The following is a 25,938-nucleotide window of genomic DNA, read 5'->3' as shown; positions in this document are numbered from 1 at the left end:
AATGTTTTGATACAGATCAAAGCAAGATTGGCCGCTGTCAGACAAAACAACGGCCAGTCAAAAGGGTTCCGCGACAAATAAGAATCGCGCGGGGCATGGCAAAGGGACGCAATATGTCAAATTACATCAAGCTGATCGTGCTTGGTCTGATCGCGATATTCGCGGCGATCGGAACCAATTACGCACGCGATTTGGCGTATCAGGTGCACGCAATTCTGGTGATGCTGATCGCCGGTGGATTGTTCATCTGGACGCTGCGAAATACGGATGAGCCAGATATCCTCGTAGACCGTTCGGCCGAGTACATGGATGACGTGATCCGCTATGGCGTGATCGCAACTGCCTTCTGGGGGGTGGTCGGGTTCCTTGCGGGGACCTTTATCGCCTTTCAGCTCGCCTTTCCGGTGCTGAACTTCGAATGGGCGCAAGGTTATCTGAACTTTGGCCGTTTGCGCCCGCTGCACACTTCGGCGGTGATTTTTGCCTTTGGCGGCAACGCGCTGATCGCGACATCGTTCTACGTGGTGCAGCGTACCAGCGCCGCGCGCCTGTGGGGCGGAAATCTGGCATGGTTTGTGTTCTGGGGCTATCAGCTGTTCATCGTGCTTGCCGCAACCGGCTACGTTCTGGGCGGGACCCAGTCCAAGGAATACGCTGAACCCGAATGGTACGTCGACCTGTGGCTGACCATCGTCTGGGTGGCCTATCTTGCCGTCTATCTGGGGACGATCGTCAAACGGAAAGAACCCCACATCTACGTGGCAAACTGGTTCTATCTGGCTTTCATCGTCACAGTCGCCATGCTGCACCTGGTAAATAACATGACCGTCCCCGTCAGTATCTGGGGTTCTAAATCGGTCATCGTCTGGTCGGGTGTACAGGATGCCATGATCCAGTGGTGGTACGGCCACAACGCCGTGGGCTTTTTCCTGACCGCGGGCTTCCTGGGCATGATGTATTACTTCATCCCGAAACAGGCCGAGCGTCCGGTCTTCAGCTACAAGCTGTCGATCATCCACTTCTGGGCGCTGATCTTCCTGTATATCTGGGCCGGTCCGCACCACCTGCACTATACTGCGTTGCCGGATTGGGCGTCGACGCTGGGCATGGTGTTCTCGATCATCCTGTGGATGCCGTCCTGGGGTGGCATGATCAACGGCCTGATGACCCTGTCGGGCGCCTGGGACAAGCTGCGTACCGACCCGGTGATCCGGATGATGGTGATCTCGGTCGGCTTCTACGGCATGTCCACGTTCGAAGGGCCGATGATGTCGATCCGTGCGGTCAACAGCCTCAGTCACTACACTGACTGGACCATTGGTCACGTGCACTCGGGCGCGCTGGGTTGGAACGGCATGATCACCTTTGGTGCGCTGTACTTCCTGGTGCCTGTCCTGTGGAAGCGTGAGCGTCTGTATTCGCTGCAGATGGTCAGCTGGCACTTCTGGCTCGCCACTATCGGCATCGTTCTTTATGCCGCTTCGATGTGGGTCACCGGTATCATGGAAGGCCTGATGTGGCGCGAAGTGGATGCAAACGGCTTCCTGGTGAACTCGTTCGCTGACACCGTGGCTGCCAAGTTCCCGATGTATGTGGTGCGTGCTCTGGGTGGCGTGATGTTCGTCGCTGGTGCTGTGATCATGTGCTACAACCTGTGGATGACTGTGCGGAAAGCGCCGGCCAAAGAGGCCAGCCTGACCGTCGCGGTCCCGGCTGAATAAGGGGGGCCGGAGCAATGGCAATTCTCGACAAACATAAGATCCTCGAGACCAACGCGACCCTTCTGCTGATCTTCAGCTTTCTGGTCGTGACCATCGGTGGCATCGTGCAGATCACCCCGCTGTTCTATCTTGAGAACACCATCGAGAAGGTGGAGGGCATGCGCCCTTACACCCCTCTCGAAATGGCGGGCCGTGACATCTATATCCGCGAAGGCTGCTATACCTGCCACAGCCAGATGATCCGCCCGATGCGGGACGAGGTCGAACGTTATGGCCACTACTCGCTGGCGGCTGAATCGATGTATGACCACCCGTTCCAATGGGGCTCCAAGCGTACCGGTCCTGATCTGGCCCGTGTGGGTGGCCGCTATTCCGACCAGTGGCATGTTGATCACTTGCGTGACCCGCAGTCGGTGGTGCCTGAATCGGTAATGCCGAAATACGGCTTCCTCGAGCATCGCAAGATCGACGGCAAGTATATCGGTGATGTCATGGCGGCGAATGCTGTTGTGGGCACGCCCTATACCGAAGAGATGCTGGCAAACGCACAGGCCGACTTCCGTGCGCAGGCCGACCCGGACAGCGACTATGACGGTCTGTTGGAACGGTACGGTGACAAGGTCAGCATTCGTAACTTCGACGGTCAGCCGGAATTGACCGAGGCCGATGCGTTGGTTGCTTATCTGCAGATGCTGGGAACGTTGGTCGATTTCTCGACCTTCACCCCGGATCCGAGCCGCTAAAGGAGGGTGTGATGGAAGAATACACAATCCTCAGGCAATTCGCGGATAGCTGGATGCTGTTGGTGCTGTTTGCCTTCTTTGTTGGCATCGTGATCTGGGTTTTCCGTCCCGGAGCCAGCAAAGAATACAAGGACACTGCCAACATCCCGTTCCGGCACGAAGATGCCCCAGCGCCCCTTGGGGGCGAAGAATCAGCTGCGCCCCATGGGGGCGACAAACCCGCCACATCCAAGGAGGCGCGGCAATGAGCAAGACACCTGAAAAACAGCCGGGCGATCCAAACACAACCGGACACTCCTGGGATGGCATCGAAGAGTTCGACAACCCGATGCCGCGCTGGTGGCTGTGGACCTTTTACGTCACCATTATCTGGGGCGTGATCTATACGATCATGTATCCTGCTTGGCCGCTGGTTCAGTCCGCAACCGCCGGTGTTCTTGGCTGGTCATCGCGAGAATTGGTGCAGGAAGAGATCGTTTCTTTCGAAGAAGCCAACGCGCCGTGGAACGCCAAACTGGTTGACACCTCGCTTGAGGATGTCTCGAAAGATCCCGAGCTGCAGCAATATGCGGTCAACGCGGGCGGCGCGGTATTCCGGACATGGTGCGCGCAGTGCCACGGCTCGGGCGCGCAGGGTGCGTCGGGTTTCCCGAACCTGCTGGACGACGCATGGCTCTGGGGCGGTTCGCTGGAAGATATCGAGGCCACCGTTGCCTATGGTATTCGGAATGAAGAAAGCGACGACGCGCGCTATTCTGAGATGCCAGCCTTCGGTGAAATCCTCGAAAAAGAAGAGGTCACCCAGGTCGTGCAATACGTCATGTCTCTGACCAATGCGCAAAGCGACGATGCGGCGGCGCAGGCGGGCAAAGTTGTTTTTGAAGACAACTGTTCATCCTGCCATGGCGAAGACGGCAAGGGTGACGTTACCCAAGGTGCTCCGAACCTGACCGACGCGATCTGGCTATATGGCGGCAGCCAGGAAGCCCTGACAGAAACGGTGACCAACAGCCGCTTTGGTGTGATGCCTGCATGGGAAAATCGCCTGACTGATGCGCAAATCCGCGCTGTCACCGCCTATGTCCACCAGTTGGGTGGCGGGCAGTAACCGCAAAAGAATACCTTCGGACGGTTCGCCGTCCGAAGGTTGAGGCACCGGCTGTTCCATCTGTTCGCGCGTTTCCTGAACAGCCGGTGCTGCTTCTCTACCTTACAAATCACCAGCGAGGCGGTCCAGACGCGGGCTTCGGTTTGCTATTCGCATTGCGAGAAACTGGCGCGTTTGTGTTGCCTCCACCAATGACTTTCCGGCAACCAGCGTTGCTTTTGTCTGTCAGATCGATCCGACGATTTTGGTTCATCCAGCTCATGTGTTTGGGTGGCGATCATGAATGACTTTGCAAGGATTGAGAGCATCTGACATCTCCTGAGTTTTGTTTCTTCTGTCATCAGGATTGATTTTCAGGCCGCAAAATGCGACTCAATTAGCATTCCTATATGTAATCAGGGCTTACATATGAACTGGATGGAAATGCCGCCGCTTGCATCGCTCAGAGCTTTTTCCGCTTTTGCGGCGACACGGAACGTTGTGGAAGCGGGCAACTCACTGAATGTCAGTCACGCTGCCATCAGCCAGCAATTGCGCGCGCTTGAGAAGCACCTCGGGATTGCGCTGTTGGACCGCACCGGCAAATCCATGACCTTGACACCTGAAGGTGAAAGGTTGGCGCGCGCACTGCATCTTGGGTTCGGTGCGATTGGCGATGCCTTGGTCGAACTGACCCAATCCAAACAGGATCGTCCGGTTCACGTATCTTTGACATCGTCATTTGCCGCGTCATGGCTGATGCCCCGCCTGCCTGCATTTCAGGCCGAACACCCGGATATCCAATTGGCGCTTGATCCGTCGCCTGCACTGGTCAGCCTGGATCCCGGCGGTGTCGATGTGGCCATCCGCTATGGTGCGGGCACATGGCCCGGTGTCCGTACAGAAATGTTGCTGCAAAGCCCTATGGTGATCGTCGCGGCCCGCAATCTGGTGGGGGAAAAACCGTCGTGGACGCCAGACGAGCTCAGCGAACTGCCCTGGTTGGAAGAGTTCGGCACCACCGAGGCAACCAAATGGCTGGCCCGACGTGGTGTCGGGCACGGGCCAAACGCAGGGCGAATCTCATTGCCCGGCAATCTGCTTTTGGAAGGGTTGCGCGCGGGGCAGGGCGTAACGGTCACGGCGCGGCATTTTGTCAAAGCAGAAATCACGTCGGGCCAAATCATCGAATTGTTTCGCGAGCCCGAAAACAGCGGATATCACCTTGTTACTGGCGATTTCCCTCTGCGACTGGCGGCAAAAACTTTTATTGCATGGCTCAGGCGGCAAGCTGGTAAGATGTGACAAAAGGTGTCTGCACGATGCGCTTTTGACCCATGTCAAAGTGGCTACCTTTGTGTTCTGAAAAAAGACACCGTGATATAGCCACATCTGGAGCCAGCCCGTGAGCGATTCCGACCCCGCACCCAGCCTTTACGCCGCACGAGAACCCATATTTCCGCGTCGCGTGTCCGGGCCGTTTCGCAATCTGAAATGGATCATTCTCGCGGTCACATTGGGGATCTATTACATCACCCCGTGGATCAGATGGGACCGGGGGCCCAGCCTACCGGATCAGGCGGTGTTGCTGGATTTGGCCAACCGCAGGTTCTATTTCTTCTGGATCGAGATCTGGCCGCATGAATTCTATTTTGTTGCCGGTCTGTTGATCATGGCGGGGCTCGGTCTGTTCCTATTCACCTCGGCGCTGGGGCGCGTGTGGTGCGGATATGCCTGCCCACAGACGGTTTGGACTGACCTGTTCATCCTTGTCGAACGCTGGATTGAAGGGGATCGGAACGCGCGGTTGCGTCTGCATCGGCAGGAAAAGCTAGACTTTCGTAAAGCGCGGTTGCGACTGACGAAATGGACTACCTGGCTTTTGATCGGTCTGGCGACCGGTGGCGCCTGGGTGTTCTATTTTGCCGATGCGCCGACACTTCTGCGGGACCTTGTGACCGGAAATGCCCATCCGGTTGCCTATACGACAATACTGATTTTGACGGGAACGACTTTCCTGTTCGGTGGCTTCGCGCGCGAACAGATTTGTATCTATGCTTGCCCATGGCCGCGGATCCAAGCGGCGATGATGGACGAGGATACGCTCGTCGTCGGGTACCGCGAATGGCGTGGTGAGCCGCGCGGCAAGGGTAAACGTACTGCGGATTCCGAGCTGGGGGACTGCATCGACTGTATGGCTTGCGTCAACGTCTGCCCGGTTGGGATCGACATTCGCGACGGGCAGCAATTGGAGTGTATCACCTGTGCGCTGTGCATCGACGCCTGTGACGACATGATGGCCAAGATTGGAAAACCACGCGGCCTGATCGACTATATGGCGCTGAGCGATGAAACTAGCGAGCGGGCAGGCAAGCCTCCAAAAAATGTCTGGAAACATATCCTGCGGCCCCGGACCATCCTGTACACGGCCCTTTGGTCACTTGTCGGCTTTGGGCTGCTGTTTGCCCTGTTCATCCGGTCCGACATCGAAGTTACCGTGGCCCCGGTTCGCAACCCGACCTTTGTCACCCTGTCCGACGGCACGATCCGCAATACCTATGACGTGCGCGTGCGGAACAAACATGGCGAAGAACGGCTGTTCAAGCTGTCTCTGTCCGGTGATCCCGCGATGCGGATCGTGATCGAAGGCACGCCACTTGATACCGTGAATGTCACGGCGGATACTGCGCAATTGCAGCGGGTCTATATTATTGCCTCGAAAGACACGGATCCGGCAGCGGCGGACGCGACACCGGTTCGGATCTGGATCGAGGATATTGAAAGCGGTGAGCGCGCTTACAAGGACACGACGTTCAATGGACGAGGAAACTGAGATGGCCGAGCGTCAATTTACCGGAAAGCACTTTCTAGCGATCTTTGTCGCTGCTTTCGGGGTGATCATTTCCGTGAATCTCGTGCTGGCCTACAAAGCTGTCAAAACCTTTCCCGGGCTCGAGGTCAAAAACTCTTACGTCGCCAGTCAGGAGTTCAACGAGCGCTTGAAGGTGCAACAGGCCTTGGGTTGGGAAATCCGGGCTGAGACCAATGGCGGTCTTTTGATCCTGCACATCACCGACCAAACCGGTGCGCCGGTCAAGGTGGCCGAGCTGCAGGCAGTTGTTGGCCGGGCGACACATGTGAAAGAGGATTTCACACCGGATTTCACTTTTGACGGGACCGCCTATTCCACGCCCGCAGCGCTGGGCAAGGGGAACTGGAACATCCGTCTGGTGGCCAAAGACAACAGCGGTGCCGAATTTGCGCAGCGGGTTCCGTTGTATGTGAAAGGGTAGGGGATGACCGCTCAGCTCAGCTCAGGTACGGCGGCGTGCCCCGGTTGCATCGCAGCACCGGCGGAACCAGCGCGGCCCGTTCCTGAAGATGTGCAGATTGCCCTATCCCTGCCCGGCATTCACTGCTCGGCCTGTATTGCGAATGTCGAGCGCGCGCTGAATGCGCATCCGGGTGTCGAGGACGCGAGGGTCAATCTGACGCTCAAGCGTGCAATGATCAAAGCAGCCGCTGAGACACACGCTGCCGACCTGATCCCCGTATTGGAGCGCGCCGGGTACGAGGCGCATGAGCTGGACCCGGGCGCTTTGTCGGCAACCCAATCCGACAAGGCCGGGCGTGATTTGCTGATGCGACTGGCGGTGGCTGGTTTCGCGTCGATGAACGTGATGCTGTTATCGGTGTCGGTCTGGTCTGGGGCCACGGATGCGACGCGGGACCTGTTTCACTGGATATCTGCGGCAATTGCACTGCCTGCGATTGCCTTTTCCGCACAGCCCTTCTTTGCCAACGCCTGGAGTGCACTGCGCGTCAAACGATTGAACATGGATGTGCCGATTGTGCTGGCCATTCTGTTGGCGCTCATGACGTCGCTGTGGGAAACCGCGCTTAGCGGAGAGCATGCGTATTTCGACGCCGCGCTGACGTTGACCTTCTTCCTGCTCGCGGGCCGATATCTGGACTATCGCACCCGCGCCGCAGCGCGATCAGCAGCCGAAGAGCTGACGGCTTTGGAAGTGCCGCGTGCCATTCGCTTAGTTGATGGGGCCGAAGAAGAGGTGTCCGTCGCAAGCCTGGCCGTTGGTGACCTGATTATCGTTCGCCCCGGTGGCCGTATGCCGGTGGATGGTGAGATTGTATCGGGCAAATCGGAGCTCGACCGGTCTTTGTTGACGGGCGAGACCTTACCTGTTTTTGCCGAAGCCGGTCTTGCGGTCTGCGCAGGCGAGGTTAACCTGACCGGCCCGCTGACGATCCGGACCACAGCGGTCGGTGAGGATACTTCACTGCACCGTATGGCAGATCTGGTGGCCATCGCAGAATCCGGTCGATCGCGCTATACGTCGCTGGCTGACAAGGCGGCCAAGCTATACGCGCCGGGGGTGCATATTCTGTCCGCGCTCAGTTTCGTGGGGTGGTACATCTATTCCGGCGATATCCGAACCGCGCTGAACATCGCTGCGGCGGTTCTGATCATCACCTGCCCCTGTGCTCTGGGGCTTGCGGTACCTGCGGTGACGACGGCGGCCTCGGGGCGATTGTTCCGCAAGGGGATGTTGATCAAACATTCTACTGCGCTGGAACGTCTGGCCGAGGTCGATACGGTCGTTTTTGATAAAACCGGAACGCTTACATCCGGCACTCCGGAATTGACCAATCTTGAGGATCATTCCCGCGCGGATCTTGAGATTGCACTGGCGCTGGCCGAGGCGTCTTCGCATCCGTTGTCGGTGTCGCTTGCCAAATCCGCCAGAGATGCCGGGATCAAGCCTGCCAGACTTGAGGATGTGGTCGAGGTTCCGGGGTATGGGACCGAAGGGATGTACCGAGGTCAGCCCGTGCGTCTTGGACGCGCCGGTTGGACCGGCGCTACTGAGGGTGATCAGACGACAGCTTGGTTGGCCGTCACGGGGCAGTCACCGGTTGCGTTCCTGTTCTCGGATTCACTGCGTCCGGGCGCGGCTGAAGCCGTGCAGGCGTTCCGTGACGGCGGAAAGAGCGTCGTTCTCATCTCGGGTGATACACGAGGCGCGGTTCAAACGCTGGCAGATAAGCTTGGGATTGAAACATGGATTGCCGAGGCGCTGCCTCAGGACAAGGCCGCCCATGTGCAAGACCTCAGCGATCGAGGCCACCATGTTCTGATGGTCGGGGACGGGCTGAACGATACGGCCGCACTTGCGGCGGCGCATGTGTCAATCTCGCCCGCCTCGGCGCTGGACGCAGCGCGGGTCGCGTCCGATATCGTATTGCTAGGCAACGATCTGTCCCCGATTGCAGATGCCTGTGACACAGCGGTGAAGGCGACCAAAAGGATTCGCGAGAACTTTCGCATCGCTACGGTTTACAATATTATAGCCGTACCCTTGGCCGTAGCCGGGTTCGCCACGCCGCTGATCGCGGCATTGGCGATGTCGACCTCGTCCATTACCGTGTCCCTGAATGCCCTGCGCCTGAGGTAGTTGATATGGAAGTTCTGGCCTATCTCATACCGATTTCCCTGTTTTTGGGCGGGGTTGGCCTTGTGGCGTTTATCTACACGGTGCGGTCGAACCAGTATGATGATCCCGAAGGTGACGCGCGGCGTATCCTCAGCGATGAATGGGATGACAAGCCCAAGTCCTGACCACTCTTGAAATTGCCGCAATGCCCGGTTATGTCCGGCCCATCCGCTAGCAGAGAGAACCAAGCCAAATGGCAACAGTGAATCCGATCCAGTTCATTCAGCAAGTCCGCGCCGAAGTCGCAAAGGTCGTTTGGCCCACGCGTCGCGAGGTTCTGCTGACCACGGTCATGGTGTTCATCATGGCGGCACTGACCGCCGTGTTCTTTGCGCTGGTCGATCTGGGTATTCGCGGCGGTCTGCAACTGATCCTGGGCGCATTCGGTTAAACCGGATTGGGCAGGGCGGAAACGCCACAGCCCCCTTGCACAGCGCGGGATGTCAGAGTAGTTGACACAGTACTATTCGGAATGGGCGTGCGGCGATTCGGGCTGTGCGCCGCTTTTTATTCCGGGTGACGTGACAGAATTTCAATGACGGTGCTTGCGGCATTCCGAACGCACCGAAGGCAAACAAGGACGACAGGTTCATGGCGAAACGGTGGTACTCGGTCAGCGTTCTTTCGAACTTCGAAAAGAAGATCGCAGAGCAGATCCGCACGTCCGTGGCTGAGCAAGGCCTTGAGGACGATATCGACGAAGTACTGGTGCCCACCGAAGAGGTGATCGAAGTGCGCCGGGGCAAGAAGGTCACGACCGAACGCCGCTTTATGCCCGGCTACGTGTTGGTGCATATGGAAATGTCGGATCAGGGCTATCACTTGGTCAACTCGATCAACCGGGTCACCGGCTTCCTGGGTCCGCAGGGCCGTCCGATGCCGATGCGCGACGCCGAGGTGAACCAGATCCTCAACCGTGTTCAGGAAGGTGAAGACGCACCGAAACTGATGATCTCGTTCGAAGTGGGCGAGAAGGTCAAGGTCAACGACGGCCCGTTCGAGGATTTCGACGGTATGGTCGAAGGTGTCGACGACGAAGCCCAAAAGCTGAAGGTTTCGGTTTCGATCTTTGGCCGCGAAACACCGGTCGAACTGGACTTTACACAGGTTACGAAGCAGGGCTAAAACCCACTTCAGAAAATTTTGGAGCGCCGCGATGCTTGGAGCAACGCGGCGTTTTTTGCTTTTTTGGCATCAGCTTTTCAGGTTCACGGGCGAAAGGCGGAAGATCACGACCGGAAAGAAAGAGCTTTGCAGCTAGGGTGGACCGGGAATTAGTTCTTGTTGTTGAAGAACTGTTAGGATGTCCAGAATTGTCGACGGGCTGACATCTACCGAACCGTCCAAGAGTACGCCAAGTCCACCCTCTCCGATCTCTCGTGGGCCGCCAGTGTCATAAACCGGATCAAGAGACGCGAGCTCTGCCGGCAGTTCCGGACACAAAGGGGTTTCGTTCAAAACAAGGTCTACGGCGGCCAACATCAGCTTCTTGACGGACTCGAGCGTGTCGTCCTCAAGGAGTTTTTCGCGCTGCGCTTCGGGAGCCGTGAGCACGAGGTCGATAAGTTCGAAATAGGCACAGTTGTCCCGCAACTCGACAGTCGCTTCGGTGGACATGTTTGCCTGGATAGCATTTTTTTGTTCACCCCGCTGAAAGTCGCGCTCACTGGTTCTGCTGCATTCAAAGATCGTGATGGTAACTTGCCCGTCCAGATCTATCGCGTCGTCTTGGGCTTTAAAGCTGAATTCATCCAGTCGGACTTGCAGGCCGCAATTGTCGACTATCGCGTTTTCAGCCAGTCGCTCAGGTACAGTTTTCTGTACTTCGCGCAGATCAAGAAGGGCACCCACCCCGATCCGGGTAGGGGCAGCAGCGGTGAGGTTCAGATCAAGCGTATACGGCAATTCCGTATCACGAACTGGCAGCGTTGCGTCGATGACAAAATCTACCTGCTGCGCGTCTGGTGCTCGGGCTCCCAGAACAACTGCCATTAAGACTGGAAAAATTAACCAAAGTCTCATTCAGCAAACTCCAATACGCCAAGCTCCTTCAGCCCCCCAAGGACTTCGATAATTGTCTCGGCGCTGACATCGGCAGATCCGACAATGGCAGCACCCATCCCGCCAGGCGCAATTTCCCGAGTGCCTCCGGACTCGTAAATCGGGTCGAGTAAAGTGAACTCTGCGGGCAATGGCGGGCAGACCGGGTGTGCCGCCAGAAATTCCCCGCCTTTTTCGAGGACGGCTTCGTTGATGCGGTTGGTCAGGCCGAAAAGATTGGAGACAGCGCCAATAAAACCGCGCGGATCTAGGTCAACGCCTTCGATGCTGAATGTCAGGCATTGGCCCTTCACCTCGGCCTTAGCGACCGCGACCGCGTCTACAGTGGCCCCAAAGTATCGAAAGCCAGGTTCTTCACGCCGATTGCAGGTAGTAAACCGCGCTCGGGCAGAGCCTTCAATCTGCACTGTGTCATCTTTGGCGGTGACGTTACGGATCTCGAGGTAGATTTGACGTTTGCAGCTTTCTTCCAAAGGACCGGTCAATATTTGAGGCGCTTTTTCCTGCAATCCGCGCAAATCCATAAAGGCGCGCAGTTGCAAACGGGTTGGGCTGGCTTCTTCAAGGCCACCATAGACAGTGAAGGGAACGGGAATATCGCGCAGCGGGACTTCTTTAGTCAATTTGATCTGAAACCGACCGGCATAGGTGGCGGGATCAATTCCCGTCGAAGAGTATGAAGAAGAACTGTTGGATCCGCCGGTTTGGGTGACCGCCTTCGGCTCAGTGCCCTGATCCTGAGCCTTGCTGCCACAGCCAGGCAGCATAGCAAAAAGAATGCAGACCAATAGCCCCTTGTTCAGTCGAGATGATGCCATCCCTGACCACCTCTTCTGTGTCCAAGCTGTACCAAGATACCCGCCTGCGTTTCTTTAGCAACTTATGTATTCAATTTATTTATTTTGTTTTGCTGGTTTCAACTGTCACAGGGGCTCCTCCAGGACACAAACGCGCCCTTTGGAAATAAGGTGCGAGCTACTTGCCAACCCCACCATTCCTCTATAAATGCCGCCTCTATCGTCTTAGGGCGAGATTCTCTCGTGGGAGGTTGCTGGGATCGCGATCCCGGATCGGACCACGCAACATAAACCGGGTGGGACGCGTCCTGCCTACGTTGAAAGGAAAACCAAATGGCCAAGAAGCTTGCTGGTACAATGAAACTGCAGGTTCCTGCAGGTCAGGCGAACCCGTCGCCGCCAGTTGGTCCGGCGCTGGGTCAGCGCGGCATCAACATCATGGAATTCTGCAAGGCGTTCAACGCCAAGACCGCAGACATGGAGCAAGGCGCGCCTTGCCCGACCGTGATTACCTATTATCAGGACAAGTCCTTCACCATGGACATCAAGACGCCGCCCGCGTCTTACTACCTGAAAAAAGCGGCTGGTCTGAAGCCGGTTGGCAAGCGTAACCGTCCTCGCGGCGCGGAAAACCCAGGTCGTGAGACCGTGGCAACCGTGACCACGAAGCAGGTTCGTGAAATCGCCGAAGCCAAAATGAAAGATCTGAACGCCAACGACGTCGAAGGCGCAATGCAGATCATCCTGGGCTCGGCCCGCTCTATGGGCATCGAGGTGAAGTAAGATGGCAAAACTCGGTAAACGTACGCGCACCGCGCGCGAAGCTTTCGCTGGCAAGACAGATCTGTCGGTGGAAGAAGCGGTTGCACTGGTTAAAGCCCACGCAACTTCGAAGTTTGACGAAACCGTCGAGATCGCTCTGAACCTGGGTGTTGACACCCGTCACGCAGACCAGATGGTTCGTGGCGTTGTCGGCCTGCCCAATGGCACCGGTAAAACGATGCGCGTTGCTGTTTTTGCTCGTGGCCCCAAGGCTGACGAAGCGAAAGAAGCTGGCGCGGATATCATCGGCGCAGAAGACCTGATGGAAACCATCCAGGGCGGCACCATCGAATTCGATCGTTGCATTGCCACCCCGGACATGATGCCGATCGTCGGTCGTCTGGGTAAAGTTCTGGGCCCCCGCAACCTGATGCCGAACCCCAAAGTTGGCACCGTGACCATGGACGTGAAAGCGGCCGTAGAAGCAGCCAAGGGCGGTGAAGTTCAGTTCAAGGCAGAAAAAGGTGGCGTTGTGCACGCCGGTGTTGGCAAAGCGTCCTTCGACGAAGCCAAGCTGGTCGAAAACGTCCGCGCCTTTATCTCGGCCGTGGCCAAGGCCAAGCCGACAGGCGCCAAAGGCACCTACATGAAGAAAATCGCGCTGAGCTCGACCATGGGCCCTGGCGTGACTCTGGATGTTGCTGCCGCTTCGGGCGAATAAGCCCTATTGCTGCAACGCGAAGATGAAATCCCGGGTGGTGCGAACCGCCCGGGATTTTTTTGTGCTTAAAGATGATCAGGCTGTCCGTGTGAAGGCCGCATTCAAGTAGTCTGCGCCAGGCGGAAGCTGCGGTTTAAGACTGCGCGCGTCTGACTTCTACGGCTTAGATATATGCGCGTAATACACCGGCCTCACGCGCGCTGATTGTTGGGGCTGCGGTGCGTCGAAACGCATTGCTGATATCCTCGATCGACGGGAACAGCGCCAGGATTTCTGACCGTTGCGGGGACGACAGCGCGTATTTTGCGTTGTCGCCGTAGTAGTAGCTTTCCGTCAGTGCGCCGTTGGACCGGACAATGTGGTGTCGGTCGAACATGAAGTGGGTGTAGGTGATGCGATCTGTCGGGCGGATCGAAACCCCCGGAAGACCACACAGGTGCTTGGCGGCCACGAACACTTCGGATGATCCAAAAAGCATGTCAGTGGCAGGTGAGCCGATCAGAATTCGATGCTGTTGCGAAACCACCAGCTCTTTCGTGTTCCCGATAGCGCCGGCCTCGATCACCACCGGAGCAAATGACCCTTGGGCATGAACCTCGGTCGTTCCGATCCAGAGGATCGGTTGAAATCCGCTGTCCCGGGTCCAGATAAGCTGGCCTATTGTAAGTTCTTGAACCGCTACGGCACCGTCGGCAGTTTCGATCAGGGTTCCCGGCCCAAAACAGGTAACATAGTCCGTATAAGCCGACGACCCGGCATTCGAACCACCGGTTTTGATATACGACGTCCCAGTGTCCAAGGGGGCGGATGTGGCAAAGCCCCAAACGTCCTGAGTAATCCCATTCTGGGAAAACACATAGATTGTGATCTCTGGCCCGGTCGGATTGAGATCGTCGTCCAGAGCGCGCACAGTGATTGTCGACTCGGATTCAACCTGCGTTCCGTTTGTCACAATGCCACCGCCATCCGTGATGATGTGGCCCGTTGGAAGATCATCTTCAAAAACGTCGGGGCTGCCAGCTGTGTCATCCAAGGTGATGGTGGTTCCGGTGCCGCCCGAATAGGTAAAGATAGTGCCGTCCGGTGTGTCCGAGTTGTTGATGATCGAACCGCCGACGACGATGTCGTCCCCGTCAGCCGTATCTGGGACGAAAACAGCGACCATACTGGAGCTGTCCTGAGCAAAAAAACTGCGGAGAACCATGTAAGCGATTTACCTTCTGTGCATTGGTTGTTGCCGACCCTAACTGACAAAGGCCGCATGCTCGATGGTTTGGGATAACAGTTTTTCAAGAGTGTGCGGTCAACTAAGATTTTCGCGATTCCGCTCACAATCCCGTCATTTGGCCTGACCATCCATCCAGCTCAACGGTGTTGTAATGCGACCTGCAGGCGATCGCCCAGTCTTTGCCGTTTGTCTCTTTCGAATTCGCTGCATTCGTGGTCAATTCGCCACAAGGCCAGCCAGTCTTTCAGCAGCCGTCCACGGAGACAATAATCCAAGACCTCAACATTGACAGGATGTCGATAAAGGCGAAAGAACATGTCCTTGTTTCTTTTGAGGATACCGCTTCGGTCGACACCCGATGCGCCGCCATTCCGAAAGATATCCGCCTTCAGAAAATCGACGATATCGTAGACCGCCAGCTTGTCGCGGGCTTCGGTGAAATCCAGACCAATCGTTTTCCCTTGTCCCACAATCAGGTTCTGCCCGTGATAATCGCCATGTGAAAACACGCGCAGGTCCTCGGTGCCCTTCAGGAGGGTCCCTTCGGACAGCATTAGGTTCACCATTGTCCGGCTTTGGTTCGCGATTTTGTTGGGAACGGCCGTCATCAGCTCTTTCAGGCTGTCTGTCATCCACCTGGGGCGAAAGGCGTAACGAACAGGCGGGTTGCGACTGTGAAGATCGTTCAGCCACGACCCCGCGCGACGGTACACCTGGGCGACCTGATCGTCGTCCTTGCTGTTGTAGATCAGGTCAACGGCAGTTGGCCGATTGATGTATTCGGTGACTAGAAAAGCACCACCTGGCGAGAGGTAAACGGGTCGGACAACGCGCGAAGTCTCATTTCCCTCAAAGTATTGGTACAGTTCGACGAGCAGGTCGTATTCGTTCTTCAACCGCCCGGTGTCTGGCGATTGCGTATCGATCTTAAGGGCGAAAGCCTGCGCTGCGGTATGCAGGATCACGACGGATCGCGTGTCGTCGAACGCGTGCGATCGGTAGATACATTCATAGCGGCGGATGGGCTCTTTCAGGAACTGGTTTGAAAACTCGTCGATAAACAAAGCGACGCGGGCATCTTCTTCGTCTGAAAGGGGCAGCGTTCCAGCCAACGAGCCAAGTCCTGAGTGTTATTGTCCAGTCCCCGGACAGGATAACAGTGCGATGCCCGTGTCAACGGAAAGTCGATGCTTGGACCTGCTTGATTTGGCGTTTGCGCGTTGTATTCCGCAAATCCGCGCCTATGTGCACGCTAAGCCCCGAGCGGGGTGAAAATCGTTTTCGACAGATGCTGTTGCGAACCTGCGGAAACCGCAATTTACCCCTTGGAAACCGGCCCCATCTGCCCTAAGTAAGGCTACGAAGTAAAGCGTGCGATTCGTCGTGCGCTTTATTTTGTTTCGTCCAAGACGGTGGGTGGTGTCATATGGCCCCTTAATTCCCTGCCTGAGACGGGTAAGACCAAAGAATTCTGGGGGGTCCAACCCTCGGGCGCATTTTGGCCAATCCCGTAACAACGGACCTGAACGCCGGAGCGAAAGCTGCGGCTAATATGAGCCGGGGTGAGATATCGCCCCAAACTTGGAGAGAACTGTGGATAGAGCCCAGAAAGAGAAAGTGGTCGAGGAACTCGGCCAAATCTTCGAAAGCTCTGGCGTCGTAGTGGTTTCGCACTACGCCGGTCTGACAGTTGCCGAGATGCAGGACCTTCGCGCACGTGCTCGTGACGCGGGTGGCTCCGTGCGTGTTGCCAAGAACAGGCTCGCCAAAATCGCCCTCGACGGAAAGCCATGTGAAAGCATTGCCGACCTGCTGACGGGTATGACCGTTCTAACCTATTCCGAGGACCCTGTGGCAGCAGCCAAAGTGGCCCAGGACTACGCCAAAGAGAACCAAAAGTTCGAAATTCTTGGCGGTGCAATGGGTGAGAACGCTCTGGATCGTGCCGGCGTCGAAGCCGTGTCCAAAATGCCTTCGCGCGAGGAGCTTATTGCTACTATCGCGGGCATGCTGGGCGCACCTGCTTCGAACATCGCTGGCGCAATTGGCGCACCTGCAAGCAACATCGCAAGCATCCTTTCCACCATCGAAGAGAAGGCGGAAGCTGCGTAAGCGGTTGGCACTGAATGATCTGCGTAGGGTAACTACCCTGACGTTGGAACACACACTGTAAACGGAAAGAGCTGATAAAATGGCTGATCTGAAAGCACTCGCAGAAAGCATCGTGGGTCTGACCCTGCTGGAAGCACAAGAACTGAAAACCATCCTCAAAGACGAATATGGCATCGAGCCCGCAGCAGGCGGCGCAGTTGTCATGGCAGCCGGTGGCGACGCCGGTGGCGCAGCTGAGGAAGAAAAAACCGAATTCGACGTCGTTCTGAAGAACGCCGGCGCTTCGAAAATCAACGTGATCAAAGAAGTTCGCGGCATCACCGGTCTTGGCCTGAAAGAAGCCAAGGAACTGGTCGAAGCTGGCGGCAAGATCAAAGAAGGCGTGTCGAAAGACGAAGCCGAAGAAGTCAAAGGCAAGCTGGAAGCAGCTGGCGCCGAAGTCGAGCTGGCCTGAGCCATTCGACAGGTGCATTGCTGATGCACCGGAAAATTTGGCTGGATCCGGAAAATTCCGGGTCCAGCCGAACCTGTCTTAGAAAGGACCTCTGATAAAGGGGGTGTTTTCTAAGACGCGGTTCGCGGATCGGGAGGCTGCCATTCGGGACGGTGGCCACGAATTGATCCGGACGTGTCGTCTCTAATGTGCAAGGCACCGGGGCCCGACGGTGTCTTTGTCCGCTGAGAACATCGAAAGGTGACATCTGACATGGCTCAAACGTTCCTTGGCCAGAAACGTCTTCGTAAATATTACGGCAAAATCCGCGAAGTGCTGGAGATGCCGAACCTCATTGAGGTCCAGAAATCTTCTTATGATCTATTCCTGCGCTCCGGCGATGCAGATGTGCCCACAGACGGCGAAGGCATCAAAGGCGTGTTCCAATCGGTCTTCCCGATCAAGGATTTCAACGAAACCTCCGTTCTGGAGTTCGTGAAATACGAACTGGAAAAACCCAAATATGACGTCGAAGAGTGCATGCAGCGCGACATGACCTACAGCGCGCCGCTGAAAGTCACTCTGCGTCTGATCGTGTTCGATGTCGACGAGGACACCGGCGCCAAATCCGTCAAAGACATCAAAGAACAGGACGTATTCATGGGCGACATGCCCCTGATGACGCCCAACGGTACGTTCATCGTGAACGGCACCGAGCGTGTAATCGTGTCCCAGATGCACCGTTCGCCCGGCGTGTTCTTTGACCACGACAAGGGCAAGACCCACTCTTCGGGAAAACTGCTCTTTGCTTGCCGCATCATCCCGTATCGTGGCAGCTGGCTGGACTTTGAGTTCGACGCCAAGGACATCGTGTTCGCCCGTATCGACCGTCGCCGCAAATTGCCTGTGACCACCCTGCTGTATGCGCTGGGTCTGGATCAGGAAGCGATCATGGATGCGTATTACAACACCGTGTCCTACAAGCTGGACAAGAAGAAGGGTTGGATTGCGCCGTTCTTCCCGGAACGTGTGCGCGGCACCCGTCCGACTTATGATCTGATTGATGCGAAATCGGGTGAAGTGATTGCCGAAGCTGGCAAGAAAGTCACTCCGCGCGCCGTCAAGAAATTGATCGACGAAGGCTCTGTCACCAACCTGCTGGTTCCATTCGATCATATCGTTGGAAAATTCGTCGCCAAAGACGTCATCAACGAAGAAACCGGAGCGATCTATGTCGAAGCCGGTGATGAGCTGACGCTGGAATACGACAAGGACGGCGATCTGATCGGCGGCACTGTCAAAGAGCTGATTGATGCCGGCGTCACCGACATCCCGGTTCTGGACATCGACAACATCAATGTCGGTCCCTACATGCGCAATACCATGGCTGCAGATAAAAACATGGGCCGTGACACCGCGCTCATGGATATCTACCGCGTCATGCGCCCGGGTGAGCCGCCCACCGTCGAAGCGGCCTCGGCCCTGTTCGACACGCTGTTCTTCGATAGCGAGCGCTATGACCTGTCCGCCGTTGGCCGCGTGAAAATGAACATGCGCTTGGCTCTGGATGCACCCGATACCCTGCGCACCCTGCGTCGCGAAGACATCGTGGCCTGCATCAAGGCGCTGGTGGAGCTGCGCGACGGCAAAGGTGACATCGACGATATCGACCACCTTGGTAACCGTCGTGTCCGTTCGGTCGGCGAACTGATGGAAAACCAGTACCGCGTCGGTCTGCTGCGCATGGAGCGCGCGATCAAAGAGCGTATGTCGTCGGTCGAGATCGACACCGTCATGCCTCAGGACCTGATCAACGCGAAACCGGCCGCTGCTGCTGTTCGCGAATTCTTCGGCTCGTCGCAGCTGTCGCAGTTCATGGACCAGACCAACCCACTGTCGGAAGTCACCCACAAACGCCGTCTTTCGGCGCTTGGCCCCGGTGGTCTGACGCGAGAGCGTGCGGGCTTTGAGGTGCGCGACGTACACCCGACCCACTATGGCCGGATGTGCCCGATTGAAACGCCGGAAGGCCCGAACATCGGTCTGATCAACTCGCTGGCCACCTTTGCCCGCGTGAACAAGTATGGCTTCATCGAAACACCATACCGCGTCGTCAAAGACGCCGAGGTGACCGATGAGGTTCACTACATGTCCGCGACCGAGGAAATGCGTCACACTGTGGCGCAGGCGAACGCGACACTGGATGCGGATGGCAAGTTCATCAACGATCTGGTTTCGACCCGTCAGTCCGGCGACTACACCCTTGCCCCGCGCGAGAATGTGGACCTGATCGACGTCAGCCCGAAACAGTTGGTATCGGTTGCTGCATCGCTGATCCCGTTCCTTGAAAATGACGACGCCAACCGCGCTCTGATGGGCTCGAACATGCAACGTCAGGCGGTTCCGCTGCTGCGGGCCGAGGCGCCGCTGGTCGGCACCGGGATCGAGGAAAAGGTGGCCATCGACTCAGGCGCTGCGATTCAGGCGAAACGTGCCGGTATCATCGACCAGGTCGATGCCCAGCGTATCGTTATCCGTGCTACTGAAGATCTGGAACTGGGCGACGCTGGCGTTGACATCTACCGTCTGCGCAAATTCCAGCGGTCGAACCAGAACACCTGCATCAACCAGCGTCCGCTGGTGAAAGTGGGTGACACCGTCACGAAAGGCGAGGTTGTCGCCGATGGTCCGTCCACCGATATCGGTGAACTGGCACTGGGTAAGAACGTGGTCGTCGCGTTCATGCCGTGGAACGGTTACAACTACGAAGACTCGATCCTGATCTCGGAACGTATCGCGCGTGATGACGTCTTTACCTCGGTCCATATCGAGGAATTCGAAGTCGCCGCTCGTGACACGAAGCTGGGCCCGGAAGAGATCACCCGCGACATCCCGAACGTCGGTGAAGAAGCGCTGCGCAACCTCGACGAGGCTGGCATCGTTTACATCGGCGCGGATGTTGAACCGGGCGATATTCTGGTCGGCAAGATCACTCCGAAGGGCGAAAGCCCGATGACCCCGGAAGAAAAGCTGCTGCGCGCCATCTTTGGTGAAAAAGCATCTGACGTGCGCGACACCTCGCTGCGCGTGAAGCCGGGTGATTACGGTACGGTCGTGGAAGTCCGCGTCTTCAACCGTCACGGCGTCGAGAAAGACGAGCGTGCGCTGCAGATCGAGCGTGAGGAAGTCGAACGTCTGGCCCGTGACCGGGATGACGAGCTGGCGATCCTTGACCGCAACATCTATGCGCGTCTGCAAGGTCTGATCCTGGGTAAAACCGCTGTCAAAGGCCCGAAAGGTGTCAAGGCAGGGTCGGTGATCACCGAGGAATTGCTGGACATGCTGACCCGTGGTCAGTGGTGGCAGCTGGCGTTGGAAGACGAGAAGGACGCCCAGATCGTAGAGGCTCTGAACGAGCAGTACGAAGTGCTCAAGCGCGCCCTGGACGCCCGTTTCGAAGACAAGGTCGAAAAAGTCCGTCGTGGTGACGACCTGCCGCCGGGTGTGATGAAGATGGTCAAAGTCTTCATCGCCGTGAAGCGTAAGCTGCAGCCGGGCGACAAGATGGCCGGTCGTCACGGGAACAAAGGTGTGATTTCCAAGGTTGTTCCGATGGAAGACATGCCGTTCCTGGCCGATGGTACGCCGGTTGACTTCTGTTTGAACCCGCTGGGTGTGCCTTCGCGTATGAACGTTGGTCAGATCCTTGAAACCCACATGGGTTGGGCCGCACGCGGTCTGGGTCTGAACATCGACGAGGCACTGGGTGAATACCGCCGTTCCGGCGACCTGACCCCGGTTCGCGAAGCGATGAAGCTGGCCTATGGCGAGAATGTCTATGAAGAAGGCATTGCCGGCATGGACGAAGGTCATCTGATCGAGGCGGCGGGCAACGTGACCCGCGGTGTCCCGATCGCGACCCCGGTCTTTGACGGTGCCAAAGAGGCTGACGTCAACGATGCGCTGGTGCGTGCGGGCTTCTCGGAAAGCGGTCAGTCGGTTCTGTTCGACGGTCGTACGGGTGAGCAATTCGCGCGTCCGGTCACCGTTGGCATCAAGTACCTGCTGAAACTGCACCACCTGGTGGATGACAAAATCCACGCGCGTTCGACCGGGCCGTACAGCCTGGTTACCCAGCAGCCGCTGGGTGGTAAGGCGCAGTTCGGTGGTCAGCGCTTTGGTGAGATGGAAGTCTGGGCTCTGGAAGCCTACGGCGCAGCCTACACCCTGCAGGAGATGCTCACCGTTAAATCGGATGACGTCGCCGGCCGGACCAAGGTCTATGAGTCGATCGTCAAGGGCGAGGATAACTTTGAAGCGGGCGTACCGGAATCGTTTAACGTTCTGGTTAAAGAAGTCCGTGGCCTCGGCCTGAATATGGAACTCCTGGATGCGGAGGAAGAGTAGGGGCGGCAACGCCCCACACTCATCCCATCCCAATTTGTAAGGACGCAAAATGAACCAGGAAATCACCAATAACCCGTTCAACCCGCTGACGCCGCCGAAAGTCTTTGACGAGATCAAAGTCTCCTTGGCGTCGCCCGAGCGGATTCTGTCTTGGTCCTATGGCGAGATCAAGAAACCCGAAACCATCAACTACCGGACGTTCAAGCCCGAGCGTGACGGTCTGTTCTGTGCGCGTATCTTTGGCCCAATCAAAGATTACGAATGTCTGTGCGGCAAATATAAGCGGATGAAGTATCGCGGCGTTGTCTGCGAGAAATGTGGTGTGGAAGTCACCCTGCAGAAAGTCCGCCGCGAGCGTATGGGCCACATCGAATTGGCAGCGCCCGTTGCGCACATCTGGTTCCTGAAATCGCTGCCGTCCCGCATCGGTCTGATGCTGGACATGACGCTGCGCGATCTGGAACGTGTTCTGTACTTTGAAAACTATGTCGTCATTGAGCCCGGTCTGACCGACTTGTCTTATGGCCAGATGTTGACCGAAGAAGAGTTCATGGACGCGCAGGATGCCTATGGCATGGACGCGTTCACTGCGAACATTGGTGCCGAAGCTATCCGTGAGATGCTGGCCCAGATCGATCTGGAAGCCGAAGCCGAACAGCTGCGCGCTGATCTGGCAGAAGCAACCGGCGAGCTGAAGCCCAAGAAGATCATCAAGCGTCTGAAGGTTGTTGAATCCTTCCTCGAGTCAGGCAACCGCCCCGAGTGGATGGTGATGACCGTGATCCCGGTCATTCCGCCGGAACTGCGTCCGCTGGTTCCGCTGGATGGTGGCCGTTTCGCGACTTCGGATCTGAACGATCTGTATCGCCGCGTCATCAACCGGAACAACCGTCTGAAGCGTCTGATCGAACTGCGCGCACCTGACATCATCGTCCGCAACGAAAAGCGGATGTTGCAGGAATCCGTTGACGCTCTGTTTGACAACGGCCGTCGTGGCCGCGTAATCACCGGCGCCAACAAGCGTCCGCTGAAATCGCTGTCGGACATGCTGAAAGGGAAACAGGGCCGCTTCCGTCAGAACCTTCTGGGTAAGCGCGTCGACTTCTCAGGACGTTCGGTTATTGTGACCGGTCCCGAGCTGAAGCTGCACCAGTGTGGTCTGCCGAAGAAGATGGCGTTGGAGCTGTTCAAGCCGTTCATCTATTCGCGCCTTGAAGCCAAGGGTCTGTCTTCGACCGTGAAGCAGGCGAAGAAACTGGTCGAAAAAGAGCGTCCCGAAGTGTGGGATATCCTCGACGAGGTGATCCGCGAACACCCTGTTATGCTGAACCGTGCGCCGACGCTGCACCGTCTTGGCATTCAGGCGTTTGAGCCGGTTCTGATCGAAGGTAAGGCGATTCAGCTGCACCCGCTGGTCTGCTCGGCCTTCAACGCTGACTTCGACGGTGACCAGATGGCGGTTCACGTGCCCCTCAGCCTTGAGGCGCAACTGGAAGCCCGTGTTCTGATGATGTCGACGAACAACGTTCTGTCGCCTGCAAACGGCGCGCCGATCATCGTTCCGTCGCAGGATATGATCCTGGGTCTGTACTATGTGACGCTGGAACGCGAAGGCATGCCGGGCGAAGGCAAGGTCTTTGGTTCGATCGACGAAGTTCAGCACGCGTTGGATGCAGGCGAAGTTCACCTGCACACCAAGATCACCGCGCGGGTCACGCAGATCGACGATGAAGGCAACGAAGTACAGAAGCGTTTCGAGACCACGCCAGGTCGTCTGCGTCTGGGCGCCTTGCTGCCGACGAACAACAAGGCACCGTTCGAACTGGTCAACCGTCTGCTGCGGAAGAAAGAAGTGCAGCAGGTAATCGACACCGTCTACCGCTACTGCGGTCAGAAAGAGTCGGTTATTTTCTGTGACCAGATCATGTCGATGGGCTTCAAAGAAGCGTTCAAGGCGGGCATCTCGTTCGGTAAGGACGACATGGTCATCCCTGATGACAAGTGGGGCATCGTTGATGAGACCCGCAGTCAGGTAAAAGACTTTGAACAGCAGTACATGGATGGTCTGATCACGCAGGGCGAAAAGTACAACAAAGTTGTCGATGCCTGGTCGAAGTGTAACGACCGCGTAACCGATGCGATGATGGGCACGATCTCGTCTTCGGATCGGGCAGAGGATGGTTCCGAACAAGAACCAAACTCGGTCTACATGATGGCCCACTCGGGTGCGCGTGGCTCGGTTACTCAGATGAAACAGCTGGGCGGTATGCGCGGTCTGATGGCCAAGCCGAACGGTGACATCATCGAGACGCCGATCATCTCGAACTTTAAAGAAGGTCTGACTGTTCTCGAGTACTTCAACTCGACCCACGGTGCCCGTAAGGGTCTGTCGGATACCGCTCTGAAGACGGCGAACTCGGGTTACCTGACCCGTCGTCTGGTGGACGTGGCGCAGGACTGCATCGTTCGTGAGATCGACTGTGGTACTGAACGTGCGATCACTGCCGAAGCTGCGGTCAACGACGGTGAGGTTGTCGCTTCGCTGGCCGAACGTGTGCTGGGTCGTGTTTCGGCCGATGATGTTCTGCGTCCGGGTACGGATGAGGTTCTGGTCGCCGCGGGTCAGTTGATCGACGAACGCATGGCCGACATCATTGACGAGGCTGCTGTCGCGTCGATGCGCATCCGCTCGCCTCTGACCTGTGAGTCCGAGGAAGGCGTTTGTGCCACCTGCTATGGTCGTGACCTTGCACGTGGTACGCGGGTCAACACGGGTGAGGCTGTCGGCATCATCGCCGCCCAGTCCATCGGTGAACCTGGTACACAGCTGACGATGCGGACCTTCCACATCGGCGGTGTTGCCCAAGGTGGTCAGCAGTCGTTCCAGGAAGCTAGCCAAGACGGTGTGGTTTCGTTCGAGAACCCGCAGGTTCTGGCCAATTCCGCAGGCGAAATCCTGGTTATGGGCCGGAACATGAAGCTGGTGATCAAGGACGAACACGGCGAGGAACGTGCCAGCCACAAGCTGAGCTACGGCTCCAAACTGTTCGTCAAGGACGGCGCCAAGGTTGCCCGTGGCGACAAGCTGTACGAGTGGGATCCCTATACTCTGCCAATCATCGCCGAAAAAGCCGGTACCGCGAAGTATGTCGACCTTGTTTCGGGCATTGCTGTCCGCGATGAGACCGACGATGCAACCGGCATGACCCAGAAAATCGTGATCGACTGGCGCGCCGCCCCCAAAGGCAGCGACCTAAAGCCCGAGATCATTCTGGTTGGTGAAGATGGCGAGCCGGTTCGCAACGATGCGGGAAACCCGGTTCACTATCCGATGTCGGTGGATGCGATCCTGTCGATCGAAGACGGTGATAAAATCGAGGCTGGTGAAGTCGTTGCGCGTATCCCGCGTGAAGGCGCCAAGACCAAGGACATCACCGGTGGTCTGCCACGTGTGGCTGAACTGTTCGAAGCCCGCCGTCCGAAAGATCACGCGATCATCGCAGAAGCCGATGGTTACGTGCGCTTTGGCCGCGACTACAAGAACAAGCGCCGCATCAGCATCGAACCGGCGGACGAGTCGATGGAAACGATCGAGTATATGGTGCCCAAGGGTAAGCATATCCCGGTCGCGGAAGGCGACTTCATCCAGAAGGGTGAATACCTGATGGACGGTAACCCGGCTCCGCATGACATCCTGTCCATCATGGGTGTCGAAGCGCTGGCGGATTACATGATCGACGAGGTGCAGGATGTTTACCGTCTGCAAGGCGTGAAGATCAACGACAAGCACATCGAAGTCATCGTGCGTCAGATGCTGCAGAAGTGGGAGATCCTGGATTCAGGCGACACTACCCTGCTGAAAGGCGAGCATGTCGACAAGCAGGAGTTTGACGCGGCCAACGAGAAAACACTCTCGCGTGGTGGTCGTCCGGCTCAGGGCGAACCGATCCTCTTGGGGATCACCAAAGCCTCGCTGCAGACACGTTCGTTCATCTCGGCGGCGTCGTTCCAGGAAACCACCCGCGTTCTGACCGAGGCTTCGGTTCAGGGCAAGAAGGACAAGTTGGTTGGCCTGAAAGAGAACGTCATCGTTGGTCGTCTGATCCCAGCCGGTACCGGTGGGGCCACTCAGGCCGTGCGCCAGGTTGCGCAAGGCCGCGACAACGTCGTGATCGAAGCCCGCCGGGAAGAGGCCGAAGCGGCCGCTGCCCTGGCCGCGCCGGTCATGGATGACGATATGGTCGGTGACGAGCTGGACGTTCTGGTGGAAACGCCGGAAAGCCGCGAGTAACTTACTCATCATAGAAATACGGAAAGGCCCTGCGATTTCGCGGGGCCTTTTCTTTTGCCCTT

Annotated in this window: 21 protein-coding genes; 17 read left to right on the top strand and 4 right to left on the bottom strand. The window is 57.1% G+C overall.

The annotated features are described in order from the left end of the window. Positions 1 to 113 precede the first annotated feature (113 nt). The 11 genes from ccoN to nusG all read left to right on the top strand — a co-directional run bounded on the left by ccoN (position 114) and on the right by nusG (position 10,189). Positions 114 to 1,721 (top strand): cytochrome-c oxidase, cbb3-type subunit I, encoded by a 1,608-nt coding sequence (gene ccoN / locus DS906_RS19395; RefSeq protein WP_113791859.1) that lies wholly within the window; start codon positions 114 to 116, stop codon positions 1,719 to 1,721. Between the two features lie 14 nt (positions 1,722 to 1,735). Further along, positions 1,736 to 2,464 (top strand): cytochrome-c oxidase, cbb3-type subunit II, encoded by a 729-nt coding sequence (gene ccoO / locus DS906_RS19390; protein ID WP_058272496.1) that lies wholly within the window; start codon positions 1,736 to 1,738, stop codon positions 2,462 to 2,464. A gap of 11 nt (positions 2,465 to 2,475) precedes the next feature. Continuing rightward, on the top strand, positions 2,476 to 2,712 hold the full coding sequence (locus DS906_RS19385; RefSeq protein WP_113791700.1) for a cbb3-type cytochrome c oxidase subunit 3: 237 nt from the start codon (positions 2,476 to 2,478) through the stop codon (positions 2,710 to 2,712). Further along, a complete protein-coding gene (ccoP, locus tag DS906_RS19380) occupies positions 2,709 to 3,572 on the top strand; it encodes a cytochrome-c oxidase, cbb3-type subunit III (protein WP_113791699.1) in 864 nt (287 codons plus the stop codon). The genes DS906_RS19385 and ccoP overlap by 4 nt, the downstream gene beginning before the upstream one ends. 408 nt (positions 3,573 to 3,980) lie before the next feature. Further along, the gene (locus tag DS906_RS19375; RefSeq protein ID WP_113791698.1) at positions 3,981 to 4,856 is read left to right on the top strand and encodes a LysR family transcriptional regulator; all 876 of its coding nucleotides are present in this window, start codon (positions 3,981 to 3,983) and stop codon (positions 4,854 to 4,856) included. 100 nt (positions 4,857 to 4,956) lie between these two features. Continuing rightward, positions 4,957 to 6,384, top strand: coding sequence for a cytochrome c oxidase accessory protein CcoG (ccoG, locus tag DS906_RS19370; RefSeq protein ID WP_108861186.1), 1,428 nt, complete (start codon positions 4,957 to 4,959; stop codon positions 6,382 to 6,384). Position 6,385: 1 nt separating this feature from the next. Next, on the top strand, positions 6,386 to 6,844 hold the full coding sequence (locus DS906_RS19365; protein WP_108861187.1) for a FixH family protein: 459 nt from the start codon (positions 6,386 to 6,388) through the stop codon (positions 6,842 to 6,844). Positions 6,845 to 6,847: 3 nt separating this feature from the next. After that, a complete protein-coding gene (locus DS906_RS19360; protein WP_113791697.1) occupies positions 6,848 to 9,025 on the top strand; it encodes a heavy metal translocating P-type ATPase in 2,178 nt (725 codons plus the stop codon). 5 nt (positions 9,026 to 9,030) lie between these two features. Next, a complete protein-coding gene (gene ccoS, locus DS906_RS19355; protein WP_058272490.1) occupies positions 9,031 to 9,189 on the top strand; it encodes a cbb3-type cytochrome oxidase assembly protein CcoS in 159 nt (52 codons plus the stop codon). Positions 9,190 to 9,257: 68 nt separating this feature from the next. Further along, the gene (gene secE / locus DS906_RS19350) at positions 9,258 to 9,455 is read left to right on the top strand and encodes a preprotein translocase subunit SecE (protein ID WP_108861189.1); all 198 of its coding nucleotides are present in this window, start codon (positions 9,258 to 9,260) and stop codon (positions 9,453 to 9,455) included. 200 nt (positions 9,456 to 9,655) lie between these two features. Then, positions 9,656 to 10,189, top strand: coding sequence for a transcription termination/antitermination protein NusG (gene nusG / locus DS906_RS19345; RefSeq protein ID WP_058272488.1), 534 nt, complete (start codon positions 9,656 to 9,658; stop codon positions 10,187 to 10,189). Between the two features lie 132 nt (positions 10,190 to 10,321). Here the strand turns inward: nusG and DS906_RS19340 are convergent, their stop codons facing one another. Together DS906_RS19340 and DS906_RS19335 are read right to left on the bottom strand one after the other, a co-directional pair. After that, positions 10,322 to 11,056, bottom strand: a complete 735-nt coding sequence (locus tag DS906_RS19340) for a hypothetical protein (RefSeq protein WP_113791696.1) — start codon at positions 11,054 to 11,056, stop codon at positions 10,322 to 10,324. Between the two features lie 26 nt (positions 11,057 to 11,082). Beyond that, entirely contained in the window at positions 11,083 to 11,943 is an 861-nt protein-coding gene (locus DS906_RS19335) for a hypothetical protein (protein ID WP_147235315.1), read from the bottom strand. 312 nt (positions 11,944 to 12,255) lie between these two features. Here DS906_RS19335 and rplK point away from each other — a divergent pair, with 312 nt between their 5' ends. Both rplK and rplA read left to right on the top strand, forming a co-directional pair. Further along, positions 12,256 to 12,705, top strand: coding sequence for a 50S ribosomal protein L11 (gene rplK, locus DS906_RS19330; protein WP_113791694.1), 450 nt, complete (start codon positions 12,256 to 12,258; stop codon positions 12,703 to 12,705). 1 nt (position 12,706) lies between these two features. Next, positions 12,707 to 13,405, top strand: coding sequence for a 50S ribosomal protein L1 (gene rplA, locus DS906_RS19325; RefSeq protein WP_113791693.1), 699 nt, complete (start codon positions 12,707 to 12,709; stop codon positions 13,403 to 13,405). 163 nt (positions 13,406 to 13,568) lie between these two features. Here the strand turns inward: rplA and DS906_RS19320 are convergent, their stop codons facing one another. Together DS906_RS19320 and DS906_RS19315 are read right to left on the bottom strand one after the other, a co-directional pair. Continuing rightward, entirely contained in the window at positions 13,569 to 14,570 is a 1,002-nt protein-coding gene (locus DS906_RS19320; protein WP_158541345.1) for a Hint domain-containing protein, read from the bottom strand. A gap of 200 nt (positions 14,571 to 14,770) precedes the next feature. Then, positions 14,771 to 15,745 carry a phosphotransferase gene (locus DS906_RS19315; RefSeq protein WP_113791691.1) on the bottom strand — a complete coding sequence of 325 codons (975 nt, stop codon included), beginning with the start codon at positions 15,743 to 15,745 and terminating at the stop codon, positions 14,771 to 14,773. 481 nt (positions 15,746 to 16,226) lie between these two features. Between DS906_RS19315 and rplJ the strand changes: the two genes are divergently transcribed. From rplJ to rpoC, 4 genes are all read left to right on the top strand, one after another. After that, positions 16,227 to 16,745: a 50S ribosomal protein L10 gene (gene rplJ, locus DS906_RS19310; RefSeq protein ID WP_058272482.1), complete on the top strand. Its 519-nt coding sequence runs from the start codon at positions 16,227 to 16,229 to the stop codon at positions 16,743 to 16,745. 79 nt (positions 16,746 to 16,824) lie between these two features. Further along, a complete protein-coding gene (gene rplL / locus DS906_RS19305) occupies positions 16,825 to 17,199 on the top strand; it encodes a 50S ribosomal protein L7/L12 (RefSeq protein WP_037314964.1) in 375 nt (124 codons plus the stop codon). A 252-nt stretch (positions 17,200 to 17,451) separates the two neighbouring features. Next, entirely contained in the window at positions 17,452 to 21,585 is a 4,134-nt protein-coding gene (gene rpoB / locus DS906_RS19300; RefSeq protein WP_113791690.1) for a DNA-directed RNA polymerase subunit beta, read from the top strand. 49 nt (positions 21,586 to 21,634) lie between these two features. Then, positions 21,635 to 25,876, top strand: a complete 4,242-nt coding sequence (gene rpoC, locus DS906_RS19295) for a DNA-directed RNA polymerase subunit beta' (protein WP_113791689.1) — start codon at positions 21,635 to 21,637, stop codon at positions 25,874 to 25,876. Positions 25,877 to 25,938 lie beyond the last annotated feature (62 nt).

It is taken from the genome of Ruegeria sp. A3M17 (assembly GCF_003318255.1).
Classification (GTDB): Bacteria; Pseudomonadota; Alphaproteobacteria; order Rhodobacterales; family Rhodobacteraceae; genus Ruegeria.
Note: the sequence above shows the minus strand (reverse complement) of the source record. Positions and strands in the feature narration are given on the sequence as shown.

Bases quoted from the DNA above. Each gene is read 5' to 3' on its own strand.
- rplK (WP_113791694.1), top strand. From the start codon at position 12,256: ATGGCCAAGAAGCTTGCTGGTACAATGAAACTGCAGGTTCCTGCAGGT.
- DS906_RS19335 (WP_147235315.1), bottom strand. From the start codon at position 11,943: ATGGCATCATCTCGACTGAACAAGGGGCTATTGGTCTGCATTCTTTTT.
- DS906_RS19375 (WP_113791698.1), top strand. From the start codon at position 3,981: ATGAACTGGATGGAAATGCCGCCGCTTGCATCGCTCAGAGCTTTTTCC.
- ccoS (WP_058272490.1), top strand. From the start codon at position 9,031: ATGGAAGTTCTGGCCTATCTCATACCGATTTCCCTGTTTTTGGGCGGG.
- ccoP (WP_113791699.1), top strand. From the start codon at position 2,709: ATGAGCAAGACACCTGAAAAACAGCCGGGCGATCCAAACACAACCGGA.
- DS906_RS19360 (WP_113791697.1), top strand. From the start codon at position 6,848: ATGACCGCTCAGCTCAGCTCAGGTACGGCGGCGTGCCCCGGTTGCATC.
- DS906_RS19320 (WP_158541345.1), bottom strand. From the start codon at position 14,570: ATGGTCGCTGTTTTCGTCCCAGATACGGCTGACGGGGACGACATCGTC.
- rplL (WP_037314964.1), top strand. From the start codon at position 16,825: ATGGCTGATCTGAAAGCACTCGCAGAAAGCATCGTGGGTCTGACCCTG.
- ccoO (WP_058272496.1), top strand. From the start codon at position 1,736: ATGGCAATTCTCGACAAACATAAGATCCTCGAGACCAACGCGACCCTT.
- DS906_RS19365 (WP_108861187.1), top strand. From the start codon at position 6,386: ATGGCCGAGCGTCAATTTACCGGAAAGCACTTTCTAGCGATCTTTGTC.
- rpoB (WP_113791690.1), top strand. From the start codon at position 17,452: ATGGCTCAAACGTTCCTTGGCCAGAAACGTCTTCGTAAATATTACGGC.
- ccoN (WP_113791859.1), top strand. From the start codon at position 114: ATGTCAAATTACATCAAGCTGATCGTGCTTGGTCTGATCGCGATATTC.
- rpoC (WP_113791689.1), top strand. From the start codon at position 21,635: ATGAACCAGGAAATCACCAATAACCCGTTCAACCCGCTGACGCCGCCG.
- nusG (WP_058272488.1), top strand. From the start codon at position 9,656: ATGGCGAAACGGTGGTACTCGGTCAGCGTTCTTTCGAACTTCGAAAAG.
- secE (WP_108861189.1), top strand. From the start codon at position 9,258: ATGGCAACAGTGAATCCGATCCAGTTCATTCAGCAAGTCCGCGCCGAA.
- DS906_RS19385 (WP_113791700.1), top strand. From the start codon at position 2,476: ATGGAAGAATACACAATCCTCAGGCAATTCGCGGATAGCTGGATGCTG.
- rplA (WP_113791693.1), top strand. From the start codon at position 12,707: ATGGCAAAACTCGGTAAACGTACGCGCACCGCGCGCGAAGCTTTCGCT.
- DS906_RS19340 (WP_113791696.1), bottom strand. From the start codon at position 11,056: ATGGCAGTTGTTCTGGGAGCCCGAGCACCAGACGCGCAGCAGGTAGAT.